The 24,398-nt window shown below is 35.2% G+C and carries 20 protein-coding genes; 8 read left to right on the forward strand and 12 right to left on the reverse strand.

Annotated features, from left to right (window positions below):
* Nucleotides 1-37: 37 nt before the first annotated feature.
* Complete coding sequence (locus tag VB796_RS07685) at nucleotides 38-832, reverse strand: thymidylate synthase (RefSeq protein WP_323345939.1); 795 nt, start codon at nucleotides 830-832, stop codon at nucleotides 38-40.
* Between the two features lie 300 nt (nucleotides 833-1,132).
* Between VB796_RS07685 and VB796_RS07690 the strand changes: the two genes are divergently transcribed.
* Nucleotides 1,133-1,684, forward strand: a complete 552-nt coding sequence (locus VB796_RS07690; protein WP_323345940.1) for a septal ring lytic transglycosylase RlpA family protein — start codon at nucleotides 1,133-1,135, stop codon at nucleotides 1,682-1,684.
* 204 nt (nucleotides 1,685-1,888) lie between these two features.
* On the opposite strand, the gene VB796_RS07695 is transcribed toward VB796_RS07690, so the two are convergent.
* From VB796_RS07695 to VB796_RS07720, 6 genes are all read right to left on the reverse strand, one after another.
* Nucleotides 1,889-2,485, reverse strand: a complete 597-nt coding sequence (locus tag VB796_RS07695) for an OmpH family outer membrane protein (protein WP_323345941.1) — start codon at nucleotides 2,483-2,485, stop codon at nucleotides 1,889-1,891.
* A gap of 25 nt (nucleotides 2,486-2,510) precedes the next feature.
* Entirely contained in the window at nucleotides 2,511-3,152 is a 642-nt protein-coding gene (locus VB796_RS07700; RefSeq protein ID WP_323345942.1) for an OmpH family outer membrane protein, read from the reverse strand.
* Nucleotides 3,153-3,430: 278 nt separating this feature from the next.
* Nucleotides 3,431-6,046, reverse strand: coding sequence for an outer membrane protein assembly factor BamA (bamA, locus tag VB796_RS07705; RefSeq protein WP_323345943.1), 2,616 nt, complete (start codon nucleotides 6,044-6,046; stop codon nucleotides 3,431-3,433).
* Nucleotides 6,047-6,139: 93 nt separating this feature from the next.
* Entirely contained in the window at nucleotides 6,140-6,886 is a 747-nt protein-coding gene (locus tag VB796_RS07710; RefSeq protein ID WP_323345944.1) for an isoprenyl transferase, read from the reverse strand.
* Nucleotides 6,887-7,232: 346 nt separating this feature from the next.
* Nucleotides 7,233-7,907, reverse strand: coding sequence for a DUF6089 family protein (locus tag VB796_RS07715; protein WP_323345945.1), 675 nt, complete (start codon nucleotides 7,905-7,907; stop codon nucleotides 7,233-7,235).
* 59 nt (nucleotides 7,908-7,966) lie between these two features.
* On the reverse strand, nucleotides 7,967-9,013 hold the full coding sequence (locus VB796_RS07720) for a DUF6089 family protein (RefSeq protein WP_323345946.1): 1,047 nt from the start codon (nucleotides 9,011-9,013) through the stop codon (nucleotides 7,967-7,969).
* Between the two features lie 412 nt (nucleotides 9,014-9,425).
* On the opposite strand from VB796_RS07720, the gene VB796_RS07725 reads away from it, so the two are divergent.
* On the forward strand, nucleotides 9,426-10,913 hold the full coding sequence (locus VB796_RS07725; RefSeq protein ID WP_323345947.1) for a Do family serine endopeptidase: 1,488 nt from the start codon (nucleotides 9,426-9,428) through the stop codon (nucleotides 10,911-10,913).
* A gap of 85 nt (nucleotides 10,914-10,998) precedes the next feature.
* Here VB796_RS07725 and VB796_RS07730 read toward each other — a convergent pair whose 3' ends face one another.
* Nucleotides 10,999-12,207, reverse strand: a complete 1,209-nt coding sequence (locus VB796_RS07730) for a bifunctional 3,4-dihydroxy-2-butanone-4-phosphate synthase/GTP cyclohydrolase II (RefSeq protein ID WP_323345948.1) — start codon at nucleotides 12,205-12,207, stop codon at nucleotides 10,999-11,001.
* 591 nt (nucleotides 12,208-12,798) lie between these two features.
* Between VB796_RS07730 and VB796_RS07735 the strand changes: the two genes are divergently transcribed.
* The 3 genes from VB796_RS07735 to VB796_RS07745 all read left to right on the forward strand — a co-directional run bounded on the left by VB796_RS07735 (nucleotide 12,799) and on the right by VB796_RS07745 (nucleotide 16,318).
* Nucleotides 12,799-15,072 (forward strand): gliding motility-associated C-terminal domain-containing protein, encoded by a 2,274-nt coding sequence (locus tag VB796_RS07735; RefSeq protein WP_323345949.1) that lies wholly within the window; start codon nucleotides 12,799-12,801, stop codon nucleotides 15,070-15,072.
* Between the two features lie 115 nt (nucleotides 15,073-15,187).
* The gene (locus VB796_RS07740; protein WP_323345950.1) at nucleotides 15,188-15,523 is read left to right on the forward strand and encodes a YbaB/EbfC family nucleoid-associated protein; all 336 of its coding nucleotides are present in this window, start codon (nucleotides 15,188-15,190) and stop codon (nucleotides 15,521-15,523) included.
* Nucleotides 15,524-15,610: 87 nt separating this feature from the next.
* Nucleotides 15,611-16,318, forward strand: coding sequence for an ATP-binding cassette domain-containing protein (locus VB796_RS07745; RefSeq protein ID WP_323345951.1), 708 nt, complete (start codon nucleotides 15,611-15,613; stop codon nucleotides 16,316-16,318).
* 81 nt (nucleotides 16,319-16,399) lie between these two features.
* Here the strand turns inward: VB796_RS07745 and VB796_RS07750 are convergent, their stop codons facing one another.
* Both VB796_RS07750 and VB796_RS07755 read right to left on the reverse strand, forming a co-directional pair.
* The gene (locus tag VB796_RS07750; RefSeq protein WP_323345952.1) at nucleotides 16,400-17,116 is read right to left on the reverse strand and encodes a lipoprotein signal peptidase; all 717 of its coding nucleotides are present in this window, start codon (nucleotides 17,114-17,116) and stop codon (nucleotides 16,400-16,402) included.
* A 235-nt stretch (nucleotides 17,117-17,351) separates the two neighbouring features.
* A complete protein-coding gene (locus tag VB796_RS07755; protein ID WP_323345953.1) occupies nucleotides 17,352-18,566 on the reverse strand; it encodes a proline dehydrogenase family protein in 1,215 nt (404 codons plus the stop codon).
* 307 nt (nucleotides 18,567-18,873) lie between these two features.
* On the opposite strand from VB796_RS07755, the gene VB796_RS07760 reads away from it, so the two are divergent.
* Together VB796_RS07760 and VB796_RS07765 are read left to right on the forward strand one after the other, a co-directional pair.
* The gene (locus VB796_RS07760) at nucleotides 18,874-19,968 is read left to right on the forward strand and encodes a chorismate mutase (RefSeq protein WP_323345954.1); all 1,095 of its coding nucleotides are present in this window, start codon (nucleotides 18,874-18,876) and stop codon (nucleotides 19,966-19,968) included.
* 194 nt (nucleotides 19,969-20,162) lie between these two features.
* Complete coding sequence (locus tag VB796_RS07765; protein ID WP_323345955.1) at nucleotides 20,163-21,053, forward strand: NAD kinase; 891 nt, start codon at nucleotides 20,163-20,165, stop codon at nucleotides 21,051-21,053.
* A gap of 120 nt (nucleotides 21,054-21,173) precedes the next feature.
* Here VB796_RS07765 and VB796_RS07770 read toward each other — a convergent pair whose 3' ends face one another.
* Complete coding sequence (locus tag VB796_RS07770) at nucleotides 21,174-21,620, reverse strand: Hsp20/alpha crystallin family protein (protein ID WP_416233518.1); 447 nt, start codon at nucleotides 21,618-21,620, stop codon at nucleotides 21,174-21,176.
* A 312-nt stretch (nucleotides 21,621-21,932) separates the two neighbouring features.
* Here VB796_RS07770 and VB796_RS07775 point away from each other — a divergent pair, with 312 nt between their 5' ends.
* The gene (locus VB796_RS07775) at nucleotides 21,933-22,835 is read left to right on the forward strand and encodes a porin family protein (protein ID WP_323345956.1); all 903 of its coding nucleotides are present in this window, start codon (nucleotides 21,933-21,935) and stop codon (nucleotides 22,833-22,835) included.
* Between the two features lie 232 nt (nucleotides 22,836-23,067).
* On the opposite strand, the gene lysA is transcribed toward VB796_RS07775, so the two are convergent.
* A complete protein-coding gene (gene lysA / locus VB796_RS07780; protein ID WP_323345957.1) occupies nucleotides 23,068-24,309 on the reverse strand; it encodes a diaminopimelate decarboxylase in 1,242 nt (413 codons plus the stop codon).
* Between the last annotated feature and the right edge of the window lie 89 nt (nucleotides 24,310-24,398).

Genomic DNA, 24,398 nt, shown 5'->3' on the forward strand with positions numbered 1-24,398 from the left:
TGTAAGTATAATTATTACAGGTTAAAACCTGTGTTACTTAAACTGCAACAGGAGCTTTAATTCCTGGATATGGATTATAGTTTTCCAGTGTGAAATCTTCGTATTTGAAGCTAAAAATATCTTTTACCGCTGGATTAATTTTCATGGTTGGTAACGGACGTGGTTCACGGGCAAGTTGCGTATTTACCTGTTCAAAATGGTTTGAATAAATATGCGTATCGCCACCTGTCCAAATAAAATCACCTAATTCTAAATCACAAACCTGAGCAATCATCATCGTCAAGAGTGCGTAAGAGGCAATGTTGAAAGGTACGCCCAAAAATACGTCTGCCGAACGTTGGTATAATTGACACGACAATTTATTATCTGCCACATAAAACTGAAAAAGAGCATGGCAAGGCATCAATGCCATTTGTGATAATTCGCCTACATTCCATGCACTCACAATGATACGACGTGAATCTGGACTCTTTTTTAATGTCTCGATAACCTCTTTCAATTGGTCAATTACTTTGCCGTCGGGCGTTGTCCAACTTCTCCATTGCTTGCCATAAACAGGACCTAAATCTCCATTTTCATTCGCCCATTCATCCCAAATACCTACGCCATTATCTTTCAAATATTTGATATTGGTATCACCATTGATGAACCAAAGTAATTCATGGATAATTGATTTCAAGTGGACTTTTTTGGTAGTTACCATCGGAAATCCATCGTTTAAATTGAATCGCATTTGATACCCAAAAACAGAAGTTGTTCCTGTGCCAGTACGGTCAGTTTTTTGAGTGCCAGTTTCAAGGATATGTTTAAGCAGGGCTTGATATTGTTGCATTTTTTATATTGTCTATTTCTCAAAATTACTTCTAAAAAAACATCTTGCAAAGATAATCTGATAAAACCCGAAGAATCAGTGGTAACCTTGATTTTAGGCTTTTACGAGTTTTTTGCTTAAATTTGTGTCCTAATATGTAGTTAAAAGTAACCATACCCAATAGATGAACGCACAAAAACGTTATTCTATGAGCCAATTATTTTATTAACTAAAAAGTAACAAAATTCAATTTTTAAATTACAATCAATTGATTATTAGTAATTTAGAATAAATATAAGCGAATAGAGTTACTTATCAATTATGATTTTAAAAAGTGTATTTGCTTTTGTTTTCCTTGCTGTTGTTAAATTCGTAAACCCTTCAAACGAAGACAACGTTTCCTCTGGTAAAGCGTCTTATTACGCTCATAAATTTGAAGGAAAACGTACTTCAAGTGGACAACGCTACCGAGCTTCTGATTATACTGCTGCTCATCGTTCTTATCCCTTTGGAACTTTATTGGAAGTTACAAATAGAGCTAATGGGGCAAAAACTTTAGTCAGAGTTAACGACAGAGGTCCACATTCTCGGTCACGTTTATTAGATGTTTCTTATTCCGCAGCCAAAGATTTGGGATTAGTAAGTTCGGGAACTGGCAATGTTAGTATTAAAGTAGTTTCGTTAGGTTCTGGATTTATTCCGAATAGCGAAGATTTAACAGATGATTTTACGGTAGATAATTCAGAAAATAAGCCCCAATCTTTACCTTCATTTCCAACCTTTTCTAATACGAAACATCAGTATATGGTTCTCGTAAAAAATCCAGATGGAAGTGTAAAAGTTGAATATTCTGAAACTCGTCCGAATCCTTAATTAGTTATCGGTGATTAGGAAATGGGGAAAGGGATTATTGGCAACATAATTTCCAAGAACGGCTTAAAAGAGAAGTTGAATAAAACTCGCATAAATTGGAAAGTAATATTATCCAGTTTATGCGAGTTTTTTATGTAAAATGCAATAATATAAAAAAGCCTTCCAAATATGATTTGGAAGGCTTTTCATATAGAAAATCAGTTCTTAGTTTTTCTTTGGAGCAGCAGTTGCTGGTGTTGTTGTTGCTGGAGTAGCAGCAGCAGGAGCTAACGGCTTAGGAGTTACGCCCATTCTCTTCAAGATTAAATCAGAAATGTTAGCATCTTCTGGTGCGTGCAAAACGATAGGAGTTGTTCCTTGTCCTGCATCGTAGTTGAATACAAATGCAAAACCGTTTTCTTTAGCAGTTGCGTGCATATTGTCTTCAATTTTCTTTAACAAAGGTTGTAACAATTGAGCTTGTTTCTTTTGTAAAGAAGTTGAAGAATTTTGACGAAACTCTTCGATTTGTGATTGTAAAGCTTGTAATTCTTTTTCTTTATCAGCTTTGATAACGTCTGCCATTGTAGCACCGTTTTTCTCATAATCAGCCAATTTAGTTTGAAAATCCTTCACTTTAGACTGATACATATTATCGTACTGCGTCTTTGTCGTTGTCAATTCAGTCTCTACTTGTTTTGCTTCGGGCATTTGGGCTAAGATGTAGTCTAAGCTGATGTAACCGATTTTTTGTTGTGCATTTGCGTTAGCTACGGCTAAGCCAAAAAATGCGAATAAAGCAATTAAAAATTTGTTTCTCATTTTGTTGTTATTATTCTGGTTGGTTTTACTCTTTTTTAGGGGTTGTATTTTTTCTATTTGACTTTGGTTTTTCAGTTGCGTCACTTCCCTTATTGTCTTCGCTTGTTTTAGCTTCGTTTTCTTCTCGTTCTTTTTCCTTGATTTGGTCTGGCGAGATACCTAATTCCTCCATTACATAATCTGTATAATCATGGATTGGATTGGTATAAAGCATCGCTATCCCATCAGATGATTTATCGAAAAGAAAGTCTAACTTTTTAGACCTTGCTATTTTTTCAACTGCTTTGGCTACTTCGTCAAGCACAGGTTTCATAATATCCTGTTTCTTTTTGAGTAATTCACCGTTGATTCCGAAAACTTTATTTTGAAGGTCTTTAGCTTCTTTTTCTTTTTCGGTAATAGTTCTTTGACGTTGTTGTTTCATTTCTTCGGTTAGTAGAATTTCTTCTGCCCGAAAACTTTTCTCTAACTTAGCAACCTCATCATTTTTATCTGATACTTCCTTTATCCACTTAGTCGTGAGTTTTTCAATTTCTGCCTGTGCAGTTTGGTACTCAGGCATTTTTGAAGTGATATATTCTGTATCAATGTACCCAATCTTTTGTGCCTTCAAATTGAGGGCTACGCAAAAGAATGGTAAAATTAGTAAAAATATCTTCTTTTTCACGGCTTTAAGGAATAGTTAATAATTTACAGTTAATAATTAATAGTAAAACGCTGATAAATCAGGCTGATTTGTTGTATTAACGTATCTCAATTTAGGTTATTGTAGAATGCTTTTTTTTAACAAAAGATTAACAATTATGATAGAATTTAAAGAGTAGATGATAGAGAATAGATGGTAGAGTTTAGATTTCAGTGTTTAACTAAATAATTCATCCAACCACTAACTTCTGAGTAATTACTCTATTCTCTTTACTCTAATCTTATCTATTCTCTAACTAACTATCTAATCTGCTGTCCAATTGAGAAGGTAAATGCTTGACGACCTCCATCTGAAACGCCTGGAATTTTGTCAAATGCAAAGCCATAGTCAATACCAATCATACCGAATGCTGGCATGAAGATTCTTGCTCCAAAACCTGCTGACTTATACAATTTGAATGGATTGTATTCTGTATAGTTAGCAAAATTGTTGCCACCTTCTGCAAAACCTAACAAGAAAATTGTAGCAGACGGATTAAGTGACACAGGATAACGTACTTCCATTACAAATTTGTTGTAAGCCACACCACCATTTGGCACAGAACCTTGCGAACCTAATGAACGGTCTTTGTATCCACGCAAAGCAATAATATCACGGCTAATTACATTGTAACCAGTTTGCATACCCGAACCGCCTAAGTCAAAACGTTCGAAACGTGTAATGTCTTTATCTGGACTATATGAACCCAAGAAGCCCATGTGTGTTCTCATGTGGAATACCAATTTATTTGTGATTGGCGTAAACCATGAGGCATCAAACATCCATTTATGGTATTCAATTAAGTTGCTATTATTACCACCAAATAATGAATATGGAGGTGTTAATGATGCTGTTAATGAGAAACTTGAACCTGAACGTGGGAAGGTCGGATTGTCAATACTGTTTCTTGAGAAGTTTGTTACAAATGCCGCTGAAACAGATTGCCCTTCTGGATACCCATAGTAAGGAAGGTTTTTTACATCAATTAATTGGAATGAAAGCGAATTACTCAATGAGAAATAATCATCAGGCCATTTTAAGCGTTTTCCTAAACTAAATGATAGTGATGTACTATTAAAGTGAGCGTCAGATTGTGCTTGTGATGCACTGTCAGATACAGAAGTTGTTCCTAAGGTACTTCCATATCCATAACTACCTAAACCTCCTCCATATAAACTGCTTCCATAGCCACTTCCATATCCGCTACCATAACCACTTAATTGGTTGTATTGCTGAATACGATAAGGATACGAAATACTACGACTTAATGTTACCGAGAATGAGTTTGGTTTTTTACCACCTAACCAAGGCTCAGTAAATGACAACGAGTAGTTTTGGAATGATGAACCATTCGCTTGAAAACGTACAGAAAGTTTCTGTCCATCGCCAGATGGAAGTGGTTTCCATGCTGATAAATTGCCAATGTTACGAGCTGAGAAGTTATTGAAGGTTACTCCCAAAGTACCCACAAATCCAATATAGCCACCCCAACCACCAGAAAGTTCAATTTGGTCAGAAGGTTTTTCTTCTACGTTATATTCGATGTCAACCGTTCCATCAGCTTTAGGAATTGGGTTTGGTGTGATTTTCTCAGGGTTAAAATAACCAATTGTTGAAAGTTCACGAACGGTACGAATAATGGCAGATTTACTGAATTTTTGTCCAGGAAGTGTTCTGATTTCACGCATAACTACATGGTCAGATGTTTTTGTATTCCCGTTCAGAATTACTTTATTAATTGTTGCTTGTTTTCCTTCTGTAATTCTAAAAGTAATATCAATTGAATCTCCTGCTACGGCAGTTTCAACGGGTTCGCATTGGTAGAATAAATAGCCATTATCCATATAAGCAGAACTTACGTCTTCGCCTGGTTTACCGTTTAAGCGTTTATCTAAGTCTTCAACATTGTAAACATCACCTTTTTTTACACCTAAAACCTCCGTCAACACGGTGTCAGGATAAATATAGTTACCTTCCCAATAAATATTACGGTAATGATATTGTTTTCCTTCATCAATTTTCATGATGATTTTTACCGTTTTATCACTGTCTTTATAAACAGAATCCATTAAAATTTGGGCATCACGGTATCCTTTTTTGTTATAAAAGTCAACCAATTTACCTTTGTCTTCTTCAAATTTTTTCGGGATATATTTCGAAGGACTAAAAAGACGGTAGAATGCTTTTTGTTTTGTATTCTTTAATTTACGGCGTACTGTTTTTTCAGATAGTTCAGCAACGCCATCAAATTCAATTTTAGCGATTTTTACTTTATTTCCTTTAACAATGTCAATTTTCATAACAGCATTATTTCCACGTGCTGTATCTGTTTTTTCGGTAATCTTGATATTGATATTCAGGTAACCTTTGTCTTGGAAGTGTTTACGAATAGCAAGGTCAATATTCTTTTTAACCGTAGCCGTTACAATTTTCCCTTTGTAGGTTTTAATTTTATCGCTAATAGTTTCTTGTTCACCTTTTTTGATACCCGAATATTCAAGTTTGAAAAGTCTTGGACGTTCTTTAATGGCAAGATTTAGCCAAATTTTATCGCCTTCAATTTTCAAGGCATCCACTTCAACTTCTTCCAAAATTCCTTGTCCCATCAATTTCTTAATGGCAGATGAAATGGCATCTCCAGGCACTTTGATTTTATCGCCCACTCGTAAGCCTGACAATGAAATCATCGAATTTCCATCGTAATATTTTGACCCTGTTGTCGTAATTTCAACAATTTCGTACTCTTTGGGTTCGGCATAGTTTAGTTCTAATTCACTGGCTGATGCCGTCGAACGTTGCCCCAAAGCACCACGCAACTGTGCTTGCGACAGATACGAAAGGATTAGAAGGGAAAAAAGCAATGTATATTTTTTCATATTTTAATGTAGCTTTCGGCGGTGTGCTTTCGGCTGTCAGTAGTTTTTATTCGTTCAGTTAGAAGTTGTTTTATCTGCCTTCTGATTACTTCATTAACTATTTTTCACTTGTTCTGATGTTTTTCCAAATCTTCTTTCACGGTCTTGATAGTCCAAAATAGCTTCGTGAAGATGTTCTTTTCGGAAATCAGGCCAGAATAATTCTTCAAAAATGAATAATTCGGCATAAGCCAATTGCCACAACAAGAAATTACTAATTCGGTGGTCGCCACCTGTACGAATCATTAAATCAGGATTTGGAATTCCTTTTGTATCCAATGATTCTTCAAATAATTGCTCGGTAATATCTTCAATGGCTAATTCACCATTTTGAACTCTTTGGGCTAATTTTTTAGTAGTATTTACAATGTCCCATTTGCCACTGTATGACAAAGCCAAAATTACGGTAAGCCCCGTGTTGTTTTTAGTTTCGTCAATGGCTGTTCTTAACTCTTTCTGCGAACTTTCGGGTAAAGTGTGGGTTGCTCCAATGGTTTCCAAACGAATATTATTCTTTTGCATTTTGGGCAATTCATCTTTGATTGTTTTCACTAAAAGCATCATCAAAGCATCAACTTCTGCTTTGGGGCGATTCCAGTTTTCTGTTGAAAAAGCATAAAGTGTTAAATACCCTATTCCTAATTCGCCACAACCTTCAATTACTTCATTTACAGCTTTGAGTGCGTTACGATGCCCGAAAATTCTGTCAACAAAACCTTGTTGTTTTGCCCAGCGTCCGTTCCCGTCCATGATAACGGCAATATGTTTTGGTAGATTGTTTGAGTCTAATTGTTCCTTCACTGATTTAACACAATTTAACAGAATGTCTTTTTTTGAGTTGGCTATTTAGTGCCGTGCCTTTCTCTCTATTTTTTTGAGAATGATTTTTATCTTTATTTCAAATCTAAAACAATATTGATGTTATTATTTTATTTCAATTATAAATGTCTGAAAATCAGAAATTTATAATTGTTTTTGAATAAAAAGAGAACGTCTAAATAAACCCTCATCTATCATTTGAAAATGAGAATACAAATTTACGGAATTATGAGTTAGTATAAAAGGTATCGGACTGCAAGAGGAGTAAAAGAAGGGATAAATTAAGAAAGGTTGTTCTGAATAATATTTCAAGAACAACCTTAGTTTTTTATTTTGGACAGTAAATTTTGATAAACTTGTAAGTAAGTGCGAGTGATGTGTAGTAGTACATATCTCCTCGTGAATAATCATTTTGGATATTGCGTGAAAGTGCAGGATTGTCGCCGCCTAAATTATCAAGATAATCAGTGAATGTTTTGCGAGTTCCAAATTCAAGGTTTAAGTCCCAAGGGCCAGTTAAATTGTATTTAATTCCCACTCCGAAAGGAATAATTACGCCAGCTTGTTTATAATCAGAAACGGGTGTATCTCTTGGCGAAAAGCCCATAAAGCCAATTCCACCAAATACATACGGTGACCAGTCTTTGTGCATACGACTGTACTGATAACTAAAAAAATTGTATTCAGTAATTAAACTTACTTCTTTAATACTGGTTTTGAAAGTCTGTCCACGTTGTTGATTAAATGAGTCACTCACTTCTTTATCATTGCCATAAATTGAACCAAAGGTGGTGCTTAATCTGAAAGTAACATCTTTTTTAAGATTATATCTGAACAATAGATGACCTCCCAATTGTGCAAAAGATGGGTGAAAATCGGGTGAAATGTCTCCTTTGTAATTCATGGCTCCCAAACCTCCACCAATTTCTATTTTTTGAGCAAATGATTCAATACTTAGGAGTATAAAACTGAAAACAAAAAAGAGGCTTTTGATTAATTTCATATCTAAAAAAATAGTCAGGTTTCGTTATACCTGACTATCATTATTTAATTTCTTTTATACTAACGAATGCCAGGGCATTTAATTTTACCAGGAATATGATAAATTAATTTGATGGTTGTTAGCATATAACTATCGTTATATTTTGGATTACCACGTTGGTCGGTACGGTCAGAAAAGCCTTGTACCGACGTTACAACGGTGAAAGGGTTTAAGCCAGAAGTAGGGTCATATAAACCTTGTTTTTCTAAATAATTAGCAACGCCTTGAGTACGGTCAATGCCACGATTAGCGGCATATCTTTCTAAAGTTCTATTGCCCATATCACGAGCTAATGGGCTTTGAGATGCTAAATCGTTGGGGTCAGCATAATTTCCACCTGCATCATCCAAATAATCAGTTAATGTGTAACGGAAGCCCATTTCAAAACCTAAATCCCAATTTGGATTTAATTTATAACGAACACCAAAACCAATTGGGAATGAAACACTGATTAAAGAATATGGTGTTGAGTAACCAGGTAAACCTTGTCCTTCAGTGTTGAGTGGTTGTAAACGTACCCAATCGTTGTTGTCATAAACACTACTGTCTGGACGAGCCACAGGGTCATGAGCAAAAACGGCAATGCCACCGAAAATGTAAGGAATAATTGGTTCACGACGTAAATAACTGCGTTCGGTACGAATTAAATCGTATTGTCCTACAATTGAAAGTTCTTTAATATCGTTACGGAAATGTAGGTTACGCATAAAATTAGCTTCATAACCTGTCACGCCATCCATATAACTGTCATCGCCCGAAATTCTTGCCCATGTAAGTCCAAAGCGGATACCTACTGTTGGTGAAATTTGACGAGTAAAATTAAAGTTAGCATTCCAACGAACACCATTGATAGTTGACTGTACAATACGACCATAAGGCGATAAATCTCCGTAATAACTTGAAGACCCAAAACCTAAACTAACCGTTGAGGTTGGTTCAAAAAGGCGATTTTTACGTGGTTTTTCTTTTCCTCCAAAAAGATTTGAAAACTTAAACTGTGCCACTACTGATTGCGAACTTAGGGCTACAATGAGTAATAAGCCAAGTAATTGAGGCAGTTTTTTCATATTATTAAATTAAATTGAATCGAATTTTCGACAAAGATACCGTTTTACTTTACATAAAATTTTAACGTAAAAAAAAACAGTTTGTTATACTTAGTATTTAGTTTTTTTAGCACGAAAATAATGCCAGTTTTACCGTTAAGGCTTTATTTGGATTAATCATCCGAATGATTAAGTTTGAATTTTAGTCAAGTCTAAATTACTAAAACCGATTGCCTAATTCCTAAAACCTAACACACTTTTCTTAAAATTTGTTAAAACCATTAAACTAATGCACCTCAAAATAAGTTTTAACGTTAATTTAGTGACACGATTTTTCAGTAAACGAAATTCGAACGAAAGGTTCGCCCAAGTTTTAAAAAACGTTTACTATTAACCAGTAATTTCGTTCATGAACTTTAAATTAATCACAAACATGGAAATTAAAAGTAATTTAAAAACCCTTGCGATTGTCGGAGCGTTGAGTAGTGCAACAACGCTCGGAGCTTATAAGTTATTCTTGGAGAAATCGCCTTCTGACTCTGTATTTACCAATACGCCTTCAGCTTTTACTCGTTTAGTTTCAGACGCTTCGTCAGTACCTGCGGGTTCTCCAGGCGAGTTTACGTATGCAGCCGAGAAAGCGACTCCAGCAGTTGTACATATCAAAACTAAAATGACTCGTAATGTTAGCCGTCAAATGATGGATCCTTTTGAAGAGTTCTTCGGAGGAAATCCTTTTGGTGGAGGTGGAAACCGTCGTCAGCCTGAGGCTCAAGAAGCGTCTGGCTCAGGTGTAATTATTAGTTCAGATGGTTTTATTGTAACCAATAATCACGTAGTTCAAGATGCTGATGAAGTTTCGGTTATTTTGAATGACAAACGAGAATTGAAAGCAAAAGTTATCAGCACAGACCCATCAACGGATTTGGCGGTTATTCAAGTAAAATCGAGTAATCTTCCTTTCTTAACTTTTGGTGATTCTGATAATATTAAAGTAGGAGAGTGGGTTTTGGCAGTCGGTAATCCTTTCAACTTAGAATCAACCGTTACGGCAGGTATTGTTTCGGCAAAAGGTCGCCAAAATATTATCGACCGTGACAAAGATGTTAATCCTTTAGAATCTTTCATTCAAACGGATGCGGCCGTAAATCCTGGAAACTCAGGTGGTGCTTTAGTAAACTTGAAAGGTGAGTTAATCGGTATTAATACAGCAATTTATAGCCGTACAGGTCAATTTGCAGGATATTCATTTGCAGTGCCAGTAAGTATTGTGAAAAAAGTATCAGGAGATTTGATTAAGTACGGAAATGTTCAGCGTGGATTCTTGGGCGTGAATATTCAAGAAGTGAACAGTAAATTGGTAGAAGAAAAAGATTTGAAAGTGAATGATGGTGTTTACGTGGGCGGCTTCCCTGCAGGTGGGAGTGCAGCACAATCAGCAGGTTTGAAAGTAAATGACGTAATTGTGAAAGTTGATGGAGTAGGAACACCTTCGCAGTCAAAATTAATGGAATTAGTTGGTCGTAAACGTCCAGGTGAAACTGTTGTGGTAACGGTAAATCGTGATGGTGCAATTAAAGATTTTAATGTGATTTTGAAGAATAAAGACGGCAATACCAACATTGTGAAAGGCGAAACGGCTACTTCGGTTTCAAGTGATTATTTAGGAGCTAAATTGGCGAATCTTTCTGAAAATGATAAAGCTAAATATAAAGTACAAGGCGGAGCAAAAATTACCGAAGTTGACCCAAATGGACGTTTAGGTTATCAAGGTTTTGACAAAGGTTTTGTTATCACAAAAATTGATGAAAAAGCAGTTACTGATGCCAAAGAAGTGGCTGAAATATTAGCAAACCGTAAAGGCAGAGTGAAAATTGAAGGAATTGATGTAGATGGTACTCGTGTAATTATGGTGCTTTAGTTTAATTGTGAATGAGTGAATTGTGATTTAGTGATTATTATTTGTCCGATAATCACTAAATCACAATTCACTCATTCACAAATTTTCAACTAATTGTATGTCCCATTTTATCTCTTTTTGTATTCAAATACTTCTCATTATGAGGATTTGCAGGAATTTCAATTGGTAGAGATTCTACAATTTCTAAACCGTAACCAAATAAGGCAGCCCGTTTTTTAGGATTATTCGAAATTAATCTAAGTTTGCTAACTCCCAAATCACGAAGAATTGAAGCACCTACGCCATAATCACGCTCATCCATTTTGAAACCTAATTCCAAATTAGCTTCAACCGTATCACGTCCCATTTCTTGTAATTTGTAGGCTTTCAATTTGTTGATTAAACCGATACCTCTTCCTTCTTGGAACATATACAAAATAACGCCTTTTCCTTCTTTTTCAACCATTTCCATTGCTTTGTGCAATTGTGAACCGCAGTCGCAACGACAAGAACCAAAAATATCACCCGTTACACATGAGCTATGTACACGTACCATTACAGGTTCATCTTTTTCCCAAGTTCCTTTGGTAAGTGCCAAATGAGTTTCTCCTGACTGAATTTGTTTGAAAGCAATTAAATTAAAATGTCCAAATTCGGTCGGTAAATCAACGCCAATTTCACGTTTAATTAAGCTTTCGTGTTTTAGTCTGTATTCTACTAAGTCTTTGATTGTTACCAGCTTAAGGTCAAACTTGTCAGCAATTGCTCTTAAGTCGGGTAAGCGAGCCATTGTTCCATCTTCATTCAAAACCTCAATCAATACACCTGATGGCTGAAAACCTGCTAAATGAGCAAAATCCATAGCGGCTTCTGTATGTCCAGTTCTTCTTAATACTCCTTCTTTTTTAGCTTTTAATGGGAATATATGCCCTGGGCGACCTAAATCGTCGGGTTTTGTAGAAGGGTCAACTAAGGCAGCAATCGTTTTAGCTCTATCCTGAGCCGAAATACCTGTGGTACAGCCATTGCCTAATAAATCCACAGAAACGGTGAAAGGGGTTTCATGTGAAGTGGTATTTTTGCCAACCATCATTGACAAACCCAATTCGTCACAACGTTCTTCTGTGAGAGATACGCACATTAAACCACGTCCTTCACGAATCATAAAATTGGTCATTTCAGGAGTGATTGCTTCAGAAGCACAAATCATATCTCCTTCATTTTCACGGTCTTCGTCGTCAGCAACAATGATGATTTTTCCTTGACGAATCGCTTCTATTGCTTCTTCTATTGTATCTAATTTTATCTTTGACATTTTAATAAATAATTAGCGAAGAGCGTTAAACTTTCGGCTAATTTTAATGGTTTTGTGTTTTTAGATTTTCTGATAACTCAAAAGAGAAGAATTATGTAAATTTTGAGTTCATAATTTATCGGAGTTCAAAGTTACGATTTTTTGTTTCTATACTTTATACTTATAACCAAACTCTATTCGAGTAAATTCAAATTACTTTAGGATAAATTCATAACGTGTTGACAATAAAATAATTAATGCCAAATTCTAAAATGAAATACATATAATTTGTTAAATTTACTATTGAAGTTATCCTCATAAAATTCCTTTCTTGATTAATATTTATCTTCACCTTGTCCAAAACATTTTTTGGCACGCAAATAGCGTATATTAACTTAATCCAAAAATTTTAACGGTAATCTACTCTTTAAAGAACAATTTGAAAAAATTAGCACAATTTTTGCTTGTTTTTTGCAATAACCCATGTGACAAAGCCTAAGAATTTCGTTCAAAGTAGTATTAAATTGTCAGGATAATGCTAAAGTTTATATTTAAGCGTTTTCTGATAGCTATTTGTAGAATTGGCTTTGAAGAGATTGATACCCATAAAATATGAATAAGATTATAAAAAACATTGCAACAATGATGATAGGCATTGTTGTTTGGTCTCTCGTATCAACAAAATCCTCAGCTCAATGTAAACCAAGAGCTGCTGCTGGTGAAGTGGCTGGTCAGTTGAGTATTAATGGTACAAAAGTGATTGTGGACGGTGATGCAAATGCTTCAAATAATATTCCCATCAAAATTTGTGAAGGTGAATTAATCACACTCAAAAGCACTCTGGCTGTATCCTCGGGTACGGATGTAAATTATTGGATAACAAGTCTGAATTCTTATAATACTTTATCTGCACCACCTATCAATCCAGGAAGTGCATCAGCGAGTTATAATCCTGCCACAGGAGGTGTAAATGTTGATATCAGAATGACTGATAAAACTGCATCGACTCCTGATGGAATAAGATTTTATGGTGGACCGGGGAAATATGTTATCACACAATATCAAACTGCTACCGCAATAGGAGGAGGCTCAACTATTACAACGCATACTTGCCAAGTAATTGACATTATTACTCCACAACAACCTGTTGCCACGGTTACTACTTGTTCTGGGCAAGAAGTACAAATTACTTTACCTGCCAATGCTGCTAATAATTTTGATGATTATGAAATTCAATTCAATGCCACGTCAGGTCCTTTTAATCCAATCTTAAAAACAGGAAAGCCAACCAGTTATCCATTTACAATTAAAAGTGGAACAACTTTGCCAGATGCTCAAGATAGAATTATTACGATAAAAGGACTTTCTGCAACGGGAGGTTGTCCAGCACCTTTAAATAATTTAGGTCAATTTGCCATCAATGGTGCAACCATGTTTAGACCCGCAATTAGTACCATTGTAGGAACAGTTAATAAAGGTGAATTCAAATTAGCGGTATCTGGGCAATCAAGTTTTGGGAGAAATATTTATATGCGAGAATCATCAGCTACATATAATTATTCGTCAACTTTCAAAACGTATGGTTCTTTAGCCGTAACACCTTTTGATACAACGACCTTACAAGTACCTAATGGTGATAAACAATATTGTTTTCAAGCAGAATCTGTTGATTTAGCTTGTGCAGCTTCTGGAAGTTTACTTAGTGCCGAAGAAATTTGCACTACTCCTGCCCAATTAACTGCTGAAAGTAACAAAAACGTAATCGAGTGGTCGCCTGCGGCTACGGGATTAATTGGGGGTATTTTTAACTTTTATCAAGTGGAAAGATTAAATCCAGATGGAACAATTGACAAAGTATTTCCTCCGATTACCAATCCTTCAGAGCTAAAAGTAGAGGATACAGGAGTTACTTGTGGACAAGAATATACCTACCGAGTAGAAACGAATTATAATCAGAAATCACTTTCACAGATTATGAAAGTAAGGGCAGTATCAAATGATGTTCCTTCAAAGATTCCGAGAGTTTTTGCTACCATGACCAACGATGCAAAAAATGCCAATATTCAAGGGCAATTTGACCCCGCTAATACACCTGTGAATATTAAAGCAAACAGTTATAAATTTTATAGAGCAAACTCCATCAACGGTGCTTATTCACTTTTATATACAGGAAATACGGTTTTTAGAGATTTGACAGCCAATGTTGAAGATAAGTCTTATTGTTACTATATGACATGGACAAACCTGTGCGATAAAGAATCGACCCCTTCCGAGAAAGTTTGTACTGTAAATCTGAAAGCGAGTGGTGCGAGTGTAAATTGGACTAAGGAATCGTCTATTTCATTGGGTACTGATAGTTATATTGTACAAAGAGTTAATCCAACTGACGGAACAAATATCAAAGAATTAGCAAGTAATTTGATAGGAGTTTACAGTTACAATACCCAGATTTTACCCGAAACAGAAGGACAAGAAATTTATATTCAAATTGAATCTCGTCCAGTAGGCTGGAATATCATCAGTGGAAGCACTTTACCAAGTACACTTTCTAATATCGTTAAGATTTTCAGACCATCTTTAGCCATTAGTCCACAGATATTTACACCAAATGGCGATGGGCAAAATGATAAATTTATGGTAAGAGGTAAATTTATCAAGGAATTAAAAATGACTATTTATGACCGTTGGGGCAATGCGATTTTCTATGATGAAACTAATAGTTATCCCATTGAGAGTAATCAAAACGAAAGTACAGTAGTCGGTTGGGACGGTACTATGAACAACGGCAATAAAGCTTTAGAAGGAAGTTATGCCTACAAAATTGAAATCATAGATACTATCGGGCAAACGACTGTAAGAGAAGGAGCTTTATTATTAGCATATTAAAGTAAATACGTAATCACTAACATAAAAAAGAAACCTCGACGGATATGTTGAGGTTTCTTTTTTGCGTTACATCAATAGTAATTGTAAATTGCAATAGAAATAAATCAATAATAATATGTTTGACATGATGGGAATGCTTGGGAAAGTGAAAGACCTCCAAGCTAAAATGAAAGAAGCTCAAGAATCTTTAGGCTCAATCACCGAAACGGGTGAAGCAGGAGCTGGAATGGTGAAAGCAACCGTTAATGGTAAAAAACAATTACTGAAAATTGAAATTGATGAAGACCTCATCAAACCTGAAGACCGTGAGGTTTTACAAGATTTAATTATAGCAGCTACCAATAATGCTATGGAAAATATTGAAGATAAAGTAAAAGCCCATCTTCAAAAAGCTACTCAAGGTTTGGTGCCTAATATTCCAGGAATGGATTTGGGAGGAATGTTTTCGTAATTAAGGTGTCAGGTTTTAGGAGTTAGGTTTTAGTGGTAAATAGCCTCTTTCCTAACTCCTAATATCTAATACCTAACCCCTTCAAAAATGCTAAAAGTACAGAATCTAACCAAAATTTACGGAATACAAAAAGCCGTTAATGATATATCTTTTGAAGCAAAAAAAGGTGAAATTGTAGGTTTCTTAGGGCCAAATGGTGCTGGAAAATCTACCACCATGAAAATTGCTACTTGTTATTTAACCGCTACATCTGGAACGGTTGAAGTTTGTGGTTTTGATGTTCAGAAATCACCGATGGAAGCTCGTAAAAATATTGGCTATTTACCCGAACATAACCCACTTTATTTGGAAATGTACGTAAAAGAGTTCTTAGAATTCATTGGTGGTATTTACGGACTGAAAGGGCAAAATCTCCAAAAAAGAATTGATGAAATCATAGAATTGCTTGGTCTTACGCTTGAATACAAAAAGAAAATCGGGCAACTTTCAAAAGGTTATCGCCAAAGAGTTGGACTTGCTCAGGCTCTCATTCATGACCCACAAGTATTGATTTTAGATGAACCTACCACAGGACTTGACCCAAATCAATTAGCTGAAATCAGAGGAGTTATCAGAGATATTGGTCGTGAAAAAACGGTTATTTTTTCAACCCACATTATGCAAGAAGTAGAAGCTATTTGTGATAGAGTTATTATCATCAATCGTGGAAATATCGTAAAAGATACTTCATTAAGTAGTTTACAACAGGCAGGAAAAACGATGGAGGAGGTTTTTAGAGAATTAACAGCAAATTAAGTATTTAGTGATTAAAATGGATTTGCAGTTCAAATATCACATAAAACAAAAATCCCTCATTGGTATTCAATGAGGGATTTTTTATTCTTTTATTAAATCTGAATCTTCTTCTTTTGTATTTTCTTCAATAACAATATTTTCTATTTTATCAGAAGTTTCTTCATGGGTGCTATTTCCTATTTTTTCAACATTTTCTTCAATTTCTACATCTTTAGGTTGTTCAAAGAATTTATTTTGAAAAATTAGAATTGTCACAACTCCGCAAAAAATAGCAGCATCTGCAAAATTAAAAATTGGAGTTGAATACCAAGTTCCACCCCATAAAGGTACCCAATCTGGAATCCAACCTTGATATGGGTCAAAGAAAAACATATCAATAACCTGTCCATGAAACCAAGGAGTAGGTGAACCGGGAGGATTATTCCCCAATAGTTTTCCGTAAAATGTACTATCAATTACATTTCCGATTGCTCCGCCCAAAATAGCAGCAATACTCCATAAAAGTCCTTCTGGGGCTTTTCTGCTTGCCAAACGCACTAAATAAAAGCCAATACCAAACATGGCAGCTAAACGGAAAAGGCTCAAAACGATTTTGGCATATCCACCTGGAATAAAACTGAGTTCCATGCCAAAAGCCATTCCTCTATTCAAAACATAATGTAGCTTAAACCAATGTCCAAAAACCTCAATCTCATTGCCTTCGTACCGCATATAGTGATGTACCGCAAATTTGATGAGCTGGTCAACAACAATCAATAAAAGTGTAAGCAAAAAATATTTATACGGAGAACGAAACATAATAAATACAGTAAACAGTTTTCAGTGAACAGTTATCAGTCGGGTGGCGAACCGCTATTGGTAAACAGTTATCCTTAAATGAGTCTAAAATATAGTAGTTAAATTACAATATCAAGAAATTTTTCAGATAACGGTTCGCCGTCCGACTGATAACTGTCTGGCAAAGATACGAAATAAAGAAGCCACAAATTGTGTAAATCTGTGGCTTCTTTGAAATTTTTGGAATAATTAATATTTACTTTCCTTGAAACATAAGTCTTTTCCGACGAACAATTTCTCTTTTTATCAACGTAAATTCCCGACTTGCTTGTCCTGCTACCGAAGTATTTTCATCTGCTCTTCTGAATAAATAAGGCATTACCGCATCAACAGGGCCATAGGGTACATATTTCGCAACATTATAACCTGCCTTAGAAAGATTGAATGAAATATTATCAGACATTCCTAATAATTGTGCAAAGTAAAAATGAGTATCTTTTGCTTCAACTTGATGTTGTGCCATTAAATCAACCAAAAGTTTACAACTGTATTCATTATGAGTACCCACGCAAATAGATATAACTTCACGATTTTCAACAGAATATTCCATCGCTAAATTAAAATCTCTATCGGTATCTGCTTTCGTTTCGTGGACAGGTTCACAATAATTATCTTCGTGAGCTCGTTGGCGTTCTTTTTCCATGTACGCACCTCTAACCAGTTTTACCCCCAAATAATAATTATTTTTGCGAGCTTGTTCAGTAGCGTGCTTCAAATTCAACAACATTTCTTTACGATACATTTGGAAAGTATTATAAACCACACATTTTTCGTGGTTATATTTTTCCATCATTTCGTAAGTTAAAGTATCAATAGCGTCTTGAATCCAAGACTCTTCTGCATCAACAAAAATTCTAACATTCATGTCAGCAGCTTGCTTACATAAGGTATTTATTCTGTCTTTAACACGTTGAAAAGCATCTTTTTCCTCTTCGTCCAAAATACTATTACTTTGAACTTTCTCTAATAATTCGGCACTACCGATACCCGTAATTTTAAATACAGCAAAGGGAATAGCTAAATTTTGATGAGCTTTTTCGATAGTTAAGAGAATTTCTTTGGCTGTCTTATCGAAACTTTTTTCATCGTCTTCACCTTCAACGGAATAATCCAAAATTGTGCCGATTTGTGATTTCCCCAAATTTTCTATGGTTTTATTGCACTCTTGCAGATTTTCCCCTCCGCAAAATTGTTCAAATACCGTAATTTTTATTAGTTTTTTTATCGGAAAATGAAGAAAAAGGAAGAGTTTGATAAAAAAAGTCCCTAACTTTACGAGCCAATTCTGATTCATACTTGCAAAAATCAAGTATATCTTTTTTAACTGTAAGTTTGACTTGGAAGAGAAAGCAATAGAAGTATCCTCAAAACTAACTTTGGGAGCCTTCAAAAAGGTTTTGGTGGTTGGCATTTTGGTCATGTTACAGACTTGATGTTCTATAATATTTAGAAAACTGAAAAAATAATTTAATTGTTGATAATCAGTTTAATATGATTCAGAGTCTCGTCACTTGTTTTACAAAAACGTGCAAATATAGTATATTAGAATAATACAAAAATACGTTTTGCCATATTAAATTTATAAGAGGAAGATTTTTATTGTATTTTCCGTATTATTTTTTTGTAAAGTAACTATAATTTTGACGATAAGTCATACCGTTTAGTTACATTTTGTGATTAAAAATTGTTTTAAAAGAATAACGAATAAAGTTAACCAAATGAATGCGAATTTAGAGATAACGCCGATGCAGGAATGGATTAATACTGACGGCAAACCATTGATAATTGCTGGACCATGTTCAGCTGAAACTGAGGAGCAAGTGTTGGAAACAGCCAACCGTATCAAAGCGGAAGGTTATGCCCACATTATGCGTGCAGGAGTATGGAAGCCACGTACTCGTCCAGGAAGTTTTGAAGGAATGGGTGAACCAGCTTTGAAATGGCTCGTGGAAGCGAAAAAACAAACGGGTCTTCCGTTAGCAATTGAGGTGGCAACACCAGAACACGTTGAACTTGCTTTGAAATATGGCGTTGATGTGTTGTGGATTGGTGCAAGAACAACTGTAAACCCTTTTAACGTTCAGGATTTAGCTGATGCTTTGAAAGGTGTTGATGTTCCTGTCTTGGTGAAAAACCCAGTAAACCCAGATTTAGCTCTTTGGGTTGGTGCGTTTGAACGTTTACAGAACTCTGGTATCAAGAAATTAGGTGCTATCCACCGTGGTTTTTCGAATGCTCAGGAAACAAAATATCGTAACTCTCCAATGTGGCAATTAGCCGTTGAGATGAAACGTTTGTTCCCTCAATTACCAATGATTGGTGACCCGTCGCACATGGCAGGAAAACGTTCATTGTTAATGGAATTGTCGCAGAGAATCCTTGATTTGAACTACGACGGTATGATTATCGAAACTCACCGTGAGCCTGATGCCGCTTGGTCTGATGCTTCACAACAAGTTACTCCAGAAGTTTTGGGTACAATGTTACGTGAATTGGAAGTTCGTAAAGCAAATTATGGTGCAGATTTTACAGATGAATTAGCTGCAATGCGTGCTAAAATCGATAATATCGACCGTGAGTTAATGGAAGTATTGGCAGCTCGTATGGCAATCGTTGAGAAATTAGGAGAATATAAGCGTGATAATAGCGTAGCTGTTCTTCAACTTGACCGTTGGAAACAAGTTCATGCTGACCGTGCTAAACAAGCTTCTGGTTTAGGTTTATATCCTGAATTTGTAGAAGAATTGTTTAAATTGGTTCACTTAGAATCAATCCGTAAGCAAACTGAAGTGATGAGTTCAATTGTAGCTTAATTAATAAGTTACTTAGTTTGATTCAGACTTAAAAATAAATTAGCAAAAAAGCTGTTTTCGTTTAGGAAACAGCTTTTTTGTTTTTGGAAGCTATTGATAATTTACTTCGAAAGAAATAAAAAATGACTAATTGGGTATTATCGTCTGCTCTTTTGCTTAATTTTGAATAGACGAAACAAATACCAAGAATATACATGAAAATAGCCATTCACGGGCGAAACTTTAAGGAAGAAACCAAGCCTTTTTTGCAGTCGATGTTTGATACATTGGCACAAAAAAATATCGAAATTCAAATTTCAGAATCTTATCAACAATTTCTTTCGGAGGTTGGCGTAGTTCATACAAGCAATTCATTTTATTCAAATAAATCTACTCTTTTTGATGCTGATGTCGTTTTAAGCTTAGGCGGTGATGGTACACTTCTGGATGCTGTTACACACGTGGGTGACCGTGAAATTCCAATTTTAGGAATTAATACTGGTCGTTTAGGTTTTTTGGCAACGGTTTCTCCTGATAAAATTCAGGAAGGTTTAGCCGAAATATTTGCAGGCAATTATTCACTTGACCAAAGAACGTTGGTTAGTATTAGTTCACGATTGAATGATGAGCCATTGGATATTTTTAATGGAGTAAATTTTGGTTTGAATGAATTAGGAATCATGAAAACGGATTCATCGTCAATGATTATGGTTCGAGCATATTTGAATGGCGAGTTTTTGAATACCTATTGGGCTGATGGTTTAATTATTGCAACTGCCACAGGTTCAACGGGTTATAATTTAAGTGTAGGTGGCCCTTTGGTAATGCCAAGTTCAGATATTTTTGTAATATCACCTATGAGTCCACATAATTTGAATGTACGACCTTTGGTGGTTTCTACTGATGTGGTTTTGGATTTTGAAATAGAAAGTAGAAGTAGTAATTGTTTGATTTCGTTGGATGCTCGTTCAAAAGTGGTTCATAGTAATGTGAAAATCAGAATGGAACGAGAAAAATTCAAAGCAAATATCATTAAATTATCAGGTACTAATTTTTTAAATACTCTCAGAAGTAAACTAAACTGGGGCTTTGATGTTAGGAATTAATTGTGATTGAGTGAATTGTGAATTAGTGATTGTCGGACGAATAATAATCACTAATTCACTAAATATGATTTGTAATTGTCGGACGAATAATAATCACAATTCACTCAATCACTAAATAAATCACGCCACTGCGATTTCTTTCACCGCAGGTTTTAATTCTTCTTTTTTAGGAATACCTACGTGTAAAATACCTTCTGCATAAGTTGCATCAATTTTATCGCCATCTACATTTTTGGGCAAATTGAAAGTACGCTGAAAAGACGTGTAGTTAAACTCTTGGCGAGTATATTTCTCATTTTTTTCCTCCGAATTTCCTGTTTGTTTTGCTGAAATTGTTAAGCGGTTTTCATGAAGACTTAATTTGAAATCTTCTTTCTTTAAACCTGGAGCAGCGACTTCGATTTGAAAGCCGTTTTCGCTTTCTTTCACATTTACGGCTGGAATATTATTATAAGTTACGTTGTTGAATGATTTTGATGGAAACATAGTGTCTAATTGGTTAAAGAATTGATTGAATTCTGAATTGAAAAAGTTATTTGTTGGTTGGTTAAATCTCACAATTTTCATGATTTTATATTTTTTATGATGAATTTAAGTTTTACTAATTTCTCTCATTTTGAGATATTCCCTTTTCATCAAAAGCTGTACCAGTAGATTTTCAATGACACTTTGTCTTGATTTTCCTAAAAGCCTAAATTTTCAAATGACATAATTTCCGATTTCAATTAAATAGCAAACCCAAATTGTCAGAATACTTAATTATTGAGCGTTCCTAATTATTTAGTAAATGGTCAAATAGACTTATTAAATGGTTAACAACATCTGATTTAACCTTTATACCTTGCATCCATATTAAAGTCCACAAAATCCATCAGAATCATGAAAAATCATATTATCCTTGCCTTGTTATTAGTTTGTATGAGTGGTACAATAGCATTGGCTCAGACCAAGAAACCAACGACTACAACGAAGAAACCAACGACTACGGTGAAAGCTTCACCAGCGAAAAAAACTACTAAAACTACCACCACAACTTCAACTCCTGTGGTTTCGCAACCAATAGAACAGAAGAAAACGACAACAACTACCACGAGTTCATCTCCACAACAGACAAATTCTTCAACTACCACAACGATACAATCTACTGGCCCATCAAAAGGGACAAAAGCAAAAACTCCTGAGCCTGAAAGAGAAGAAAAGGTAGAAAAAGTACGAGAAGAAAAGCCTGAGAAAGTTAGAATTCCGAAAGTTGGTCCTGACAATGATGGTAAAGTCAGATTTGGTATTAGAGCAGAAGCAACACAACTTTATACACTCGAAAGCGGAGGTAATTATGATTTGTCGCCTGGGGTAAATGCAGGTTTAATCGTTAATTTACCAATAAGCCAAGTTGTTTCAATTCAACCAGAAATATTATATTCAATGACTACTGGTAAAATAACTGAGGATGCTGATAATTATGCAAAATCTACAGGTAGCAGCATTTTAGTACCATTGATGTTTAATTTTAATTTCGGAAATGGCTCAACTAAATTTATGTTAAATCTTGGAGGGTACGGTAATTATGCTCTAAGCCAAACATCAAAAGTAGTAGTAGGAGGTACAACAATTATTGATGGTTCTGTTGACCTCGGGAATGATAAATTTGACTACGGTGCAGGTTTGGGTTTAGGTGTAAAGTTGAATAATAGCTTAATGATTGAAGCTCGTAGTTTTTATAGTTTGAAAGACAATATTAATAAAAGTGGTATCGGTACAATTGGCATTGGATACCTTTTTTAGAGAACTTAATTTAGAGAATAGTTTTTAGAGAATAGAGGTTAGATTTTAGAGAAAAGAGTTATCTTCAAAGCAAACAAAACGCCCTGTCATTATTTGAAAGGGCGTTTTGTTTTATATCTATGAAGTATTTTATTGAATTTATATAGAAGACAATTCTCTAAAATTATTATCTGTTCTCTATTCTCTAAAATCTGTTCTCTGTCATCTATTCTCTAAAATCTAACCTCTATTTTCAAATTTCAACTGATACTAAATTTCTAACAATATCGTCAAAAGTATCACGCTTACGAATCAATTTTGCTTCTCCGTCAATCACTAAAACCTCCGCAGGTAAAAGTCTTGAATTATATTGTGAAGCCATCGAAAAACAATACGCTCCAGCATTTTTGATAGCAATAATATCGCCCGCCGAAACTTTATTCATCAGACGTTCGCCTTGTTTCCCTTCTGGAGTCCATGAAAAAGTATCTGTTTCACAAATATAACCCACTACTCGATATTCATTTTGCTCGGTTTCATCCTGATTTGAAGCATTAAAAATATCGTGGTATGCCCCGTACATCATCGGTCTGCCCAAGTGATTTAACCCTGAGTTGATGCCTACAAATGTTTTGATAGGGTCAGTTTTTACGACGTTGGCAGTGGCTAAAAATGTTCCTGCTTCGCTTACTAAAAATTTACCTGGTTCAAACCATAATTGTAATTCACGACCATAATTTTTACAAAACTCTAAGAAAGCATTGCTCAGCACTTCGCCAACTTCTGCCATGTCAGTTACAGAATCACCGTCTTTGTAAGGCACTTTGAAACCTCCACCTAAGTCGATGATTTCTAAGTCTTTAAAGTTAGACGCAATATCTAAAATTGCCGTTGCCGCTTGGGTAAAAGCATCGGCATTTTTCACGTCTGAACCCGTATGTTGGTGCAAACCGATGATTTTCATATCGTATTTATTCACAATTTCAAGAATTTCTTCTTTTTGATGAATAGAAATTCCAAATTTAGATTCTGGATGAGCCGTCATGATTTTTTCGTTTCCACCACCAAAAACGTGAGGTTTCAAACGAATCAAAGCTCCTTTTGTATTTCCGTATTGTTTCCCGAATTTTTCTAAGACATCTAAATTATCCAAATTGATACGAGTACCTAATTCGGCAGCTAATTCGATTTCATCAAACGAAACACCACTCGGCGTAAAAGTAATCTGCGAACCTTCAAAACCTGCCATCATTGCCAAACGTAATTCTTCTGGCGACACCACGTCAATTTCCACACCATGTTTACGCATCAATTTCAAAATGCTCAAATTGGTATTTGCCTTACAAGCGTATTTTATCTTTAGATTAACATTCTTGAAAGAATCACGTAGAATGGCAATTTTTTCGATAATTTTGTCAGCGTCATAGACGTACAAAGGCGTGCCAAATTGTTTAGCTAAATCAGTAAGTGGGATGTTTTGGATATTGTAATACATTTTTTCTTTTTCTTATTGAATGGAGAACTTCCCGAAAGTTGTACCCACAATGGATATTGTTTCGGGAAGTTTAGACCCGAATACTTTTT

This window comes from Arcicella sp. LKC2W, from assembly GCF_034931005.1.
In the GTDB taxonomy this organism is placed as follows: domain Bacteria; phylum Bacteroidota; class Bacteroidia; order Cytophagales; family Spirosomataceae; genus Arcicella.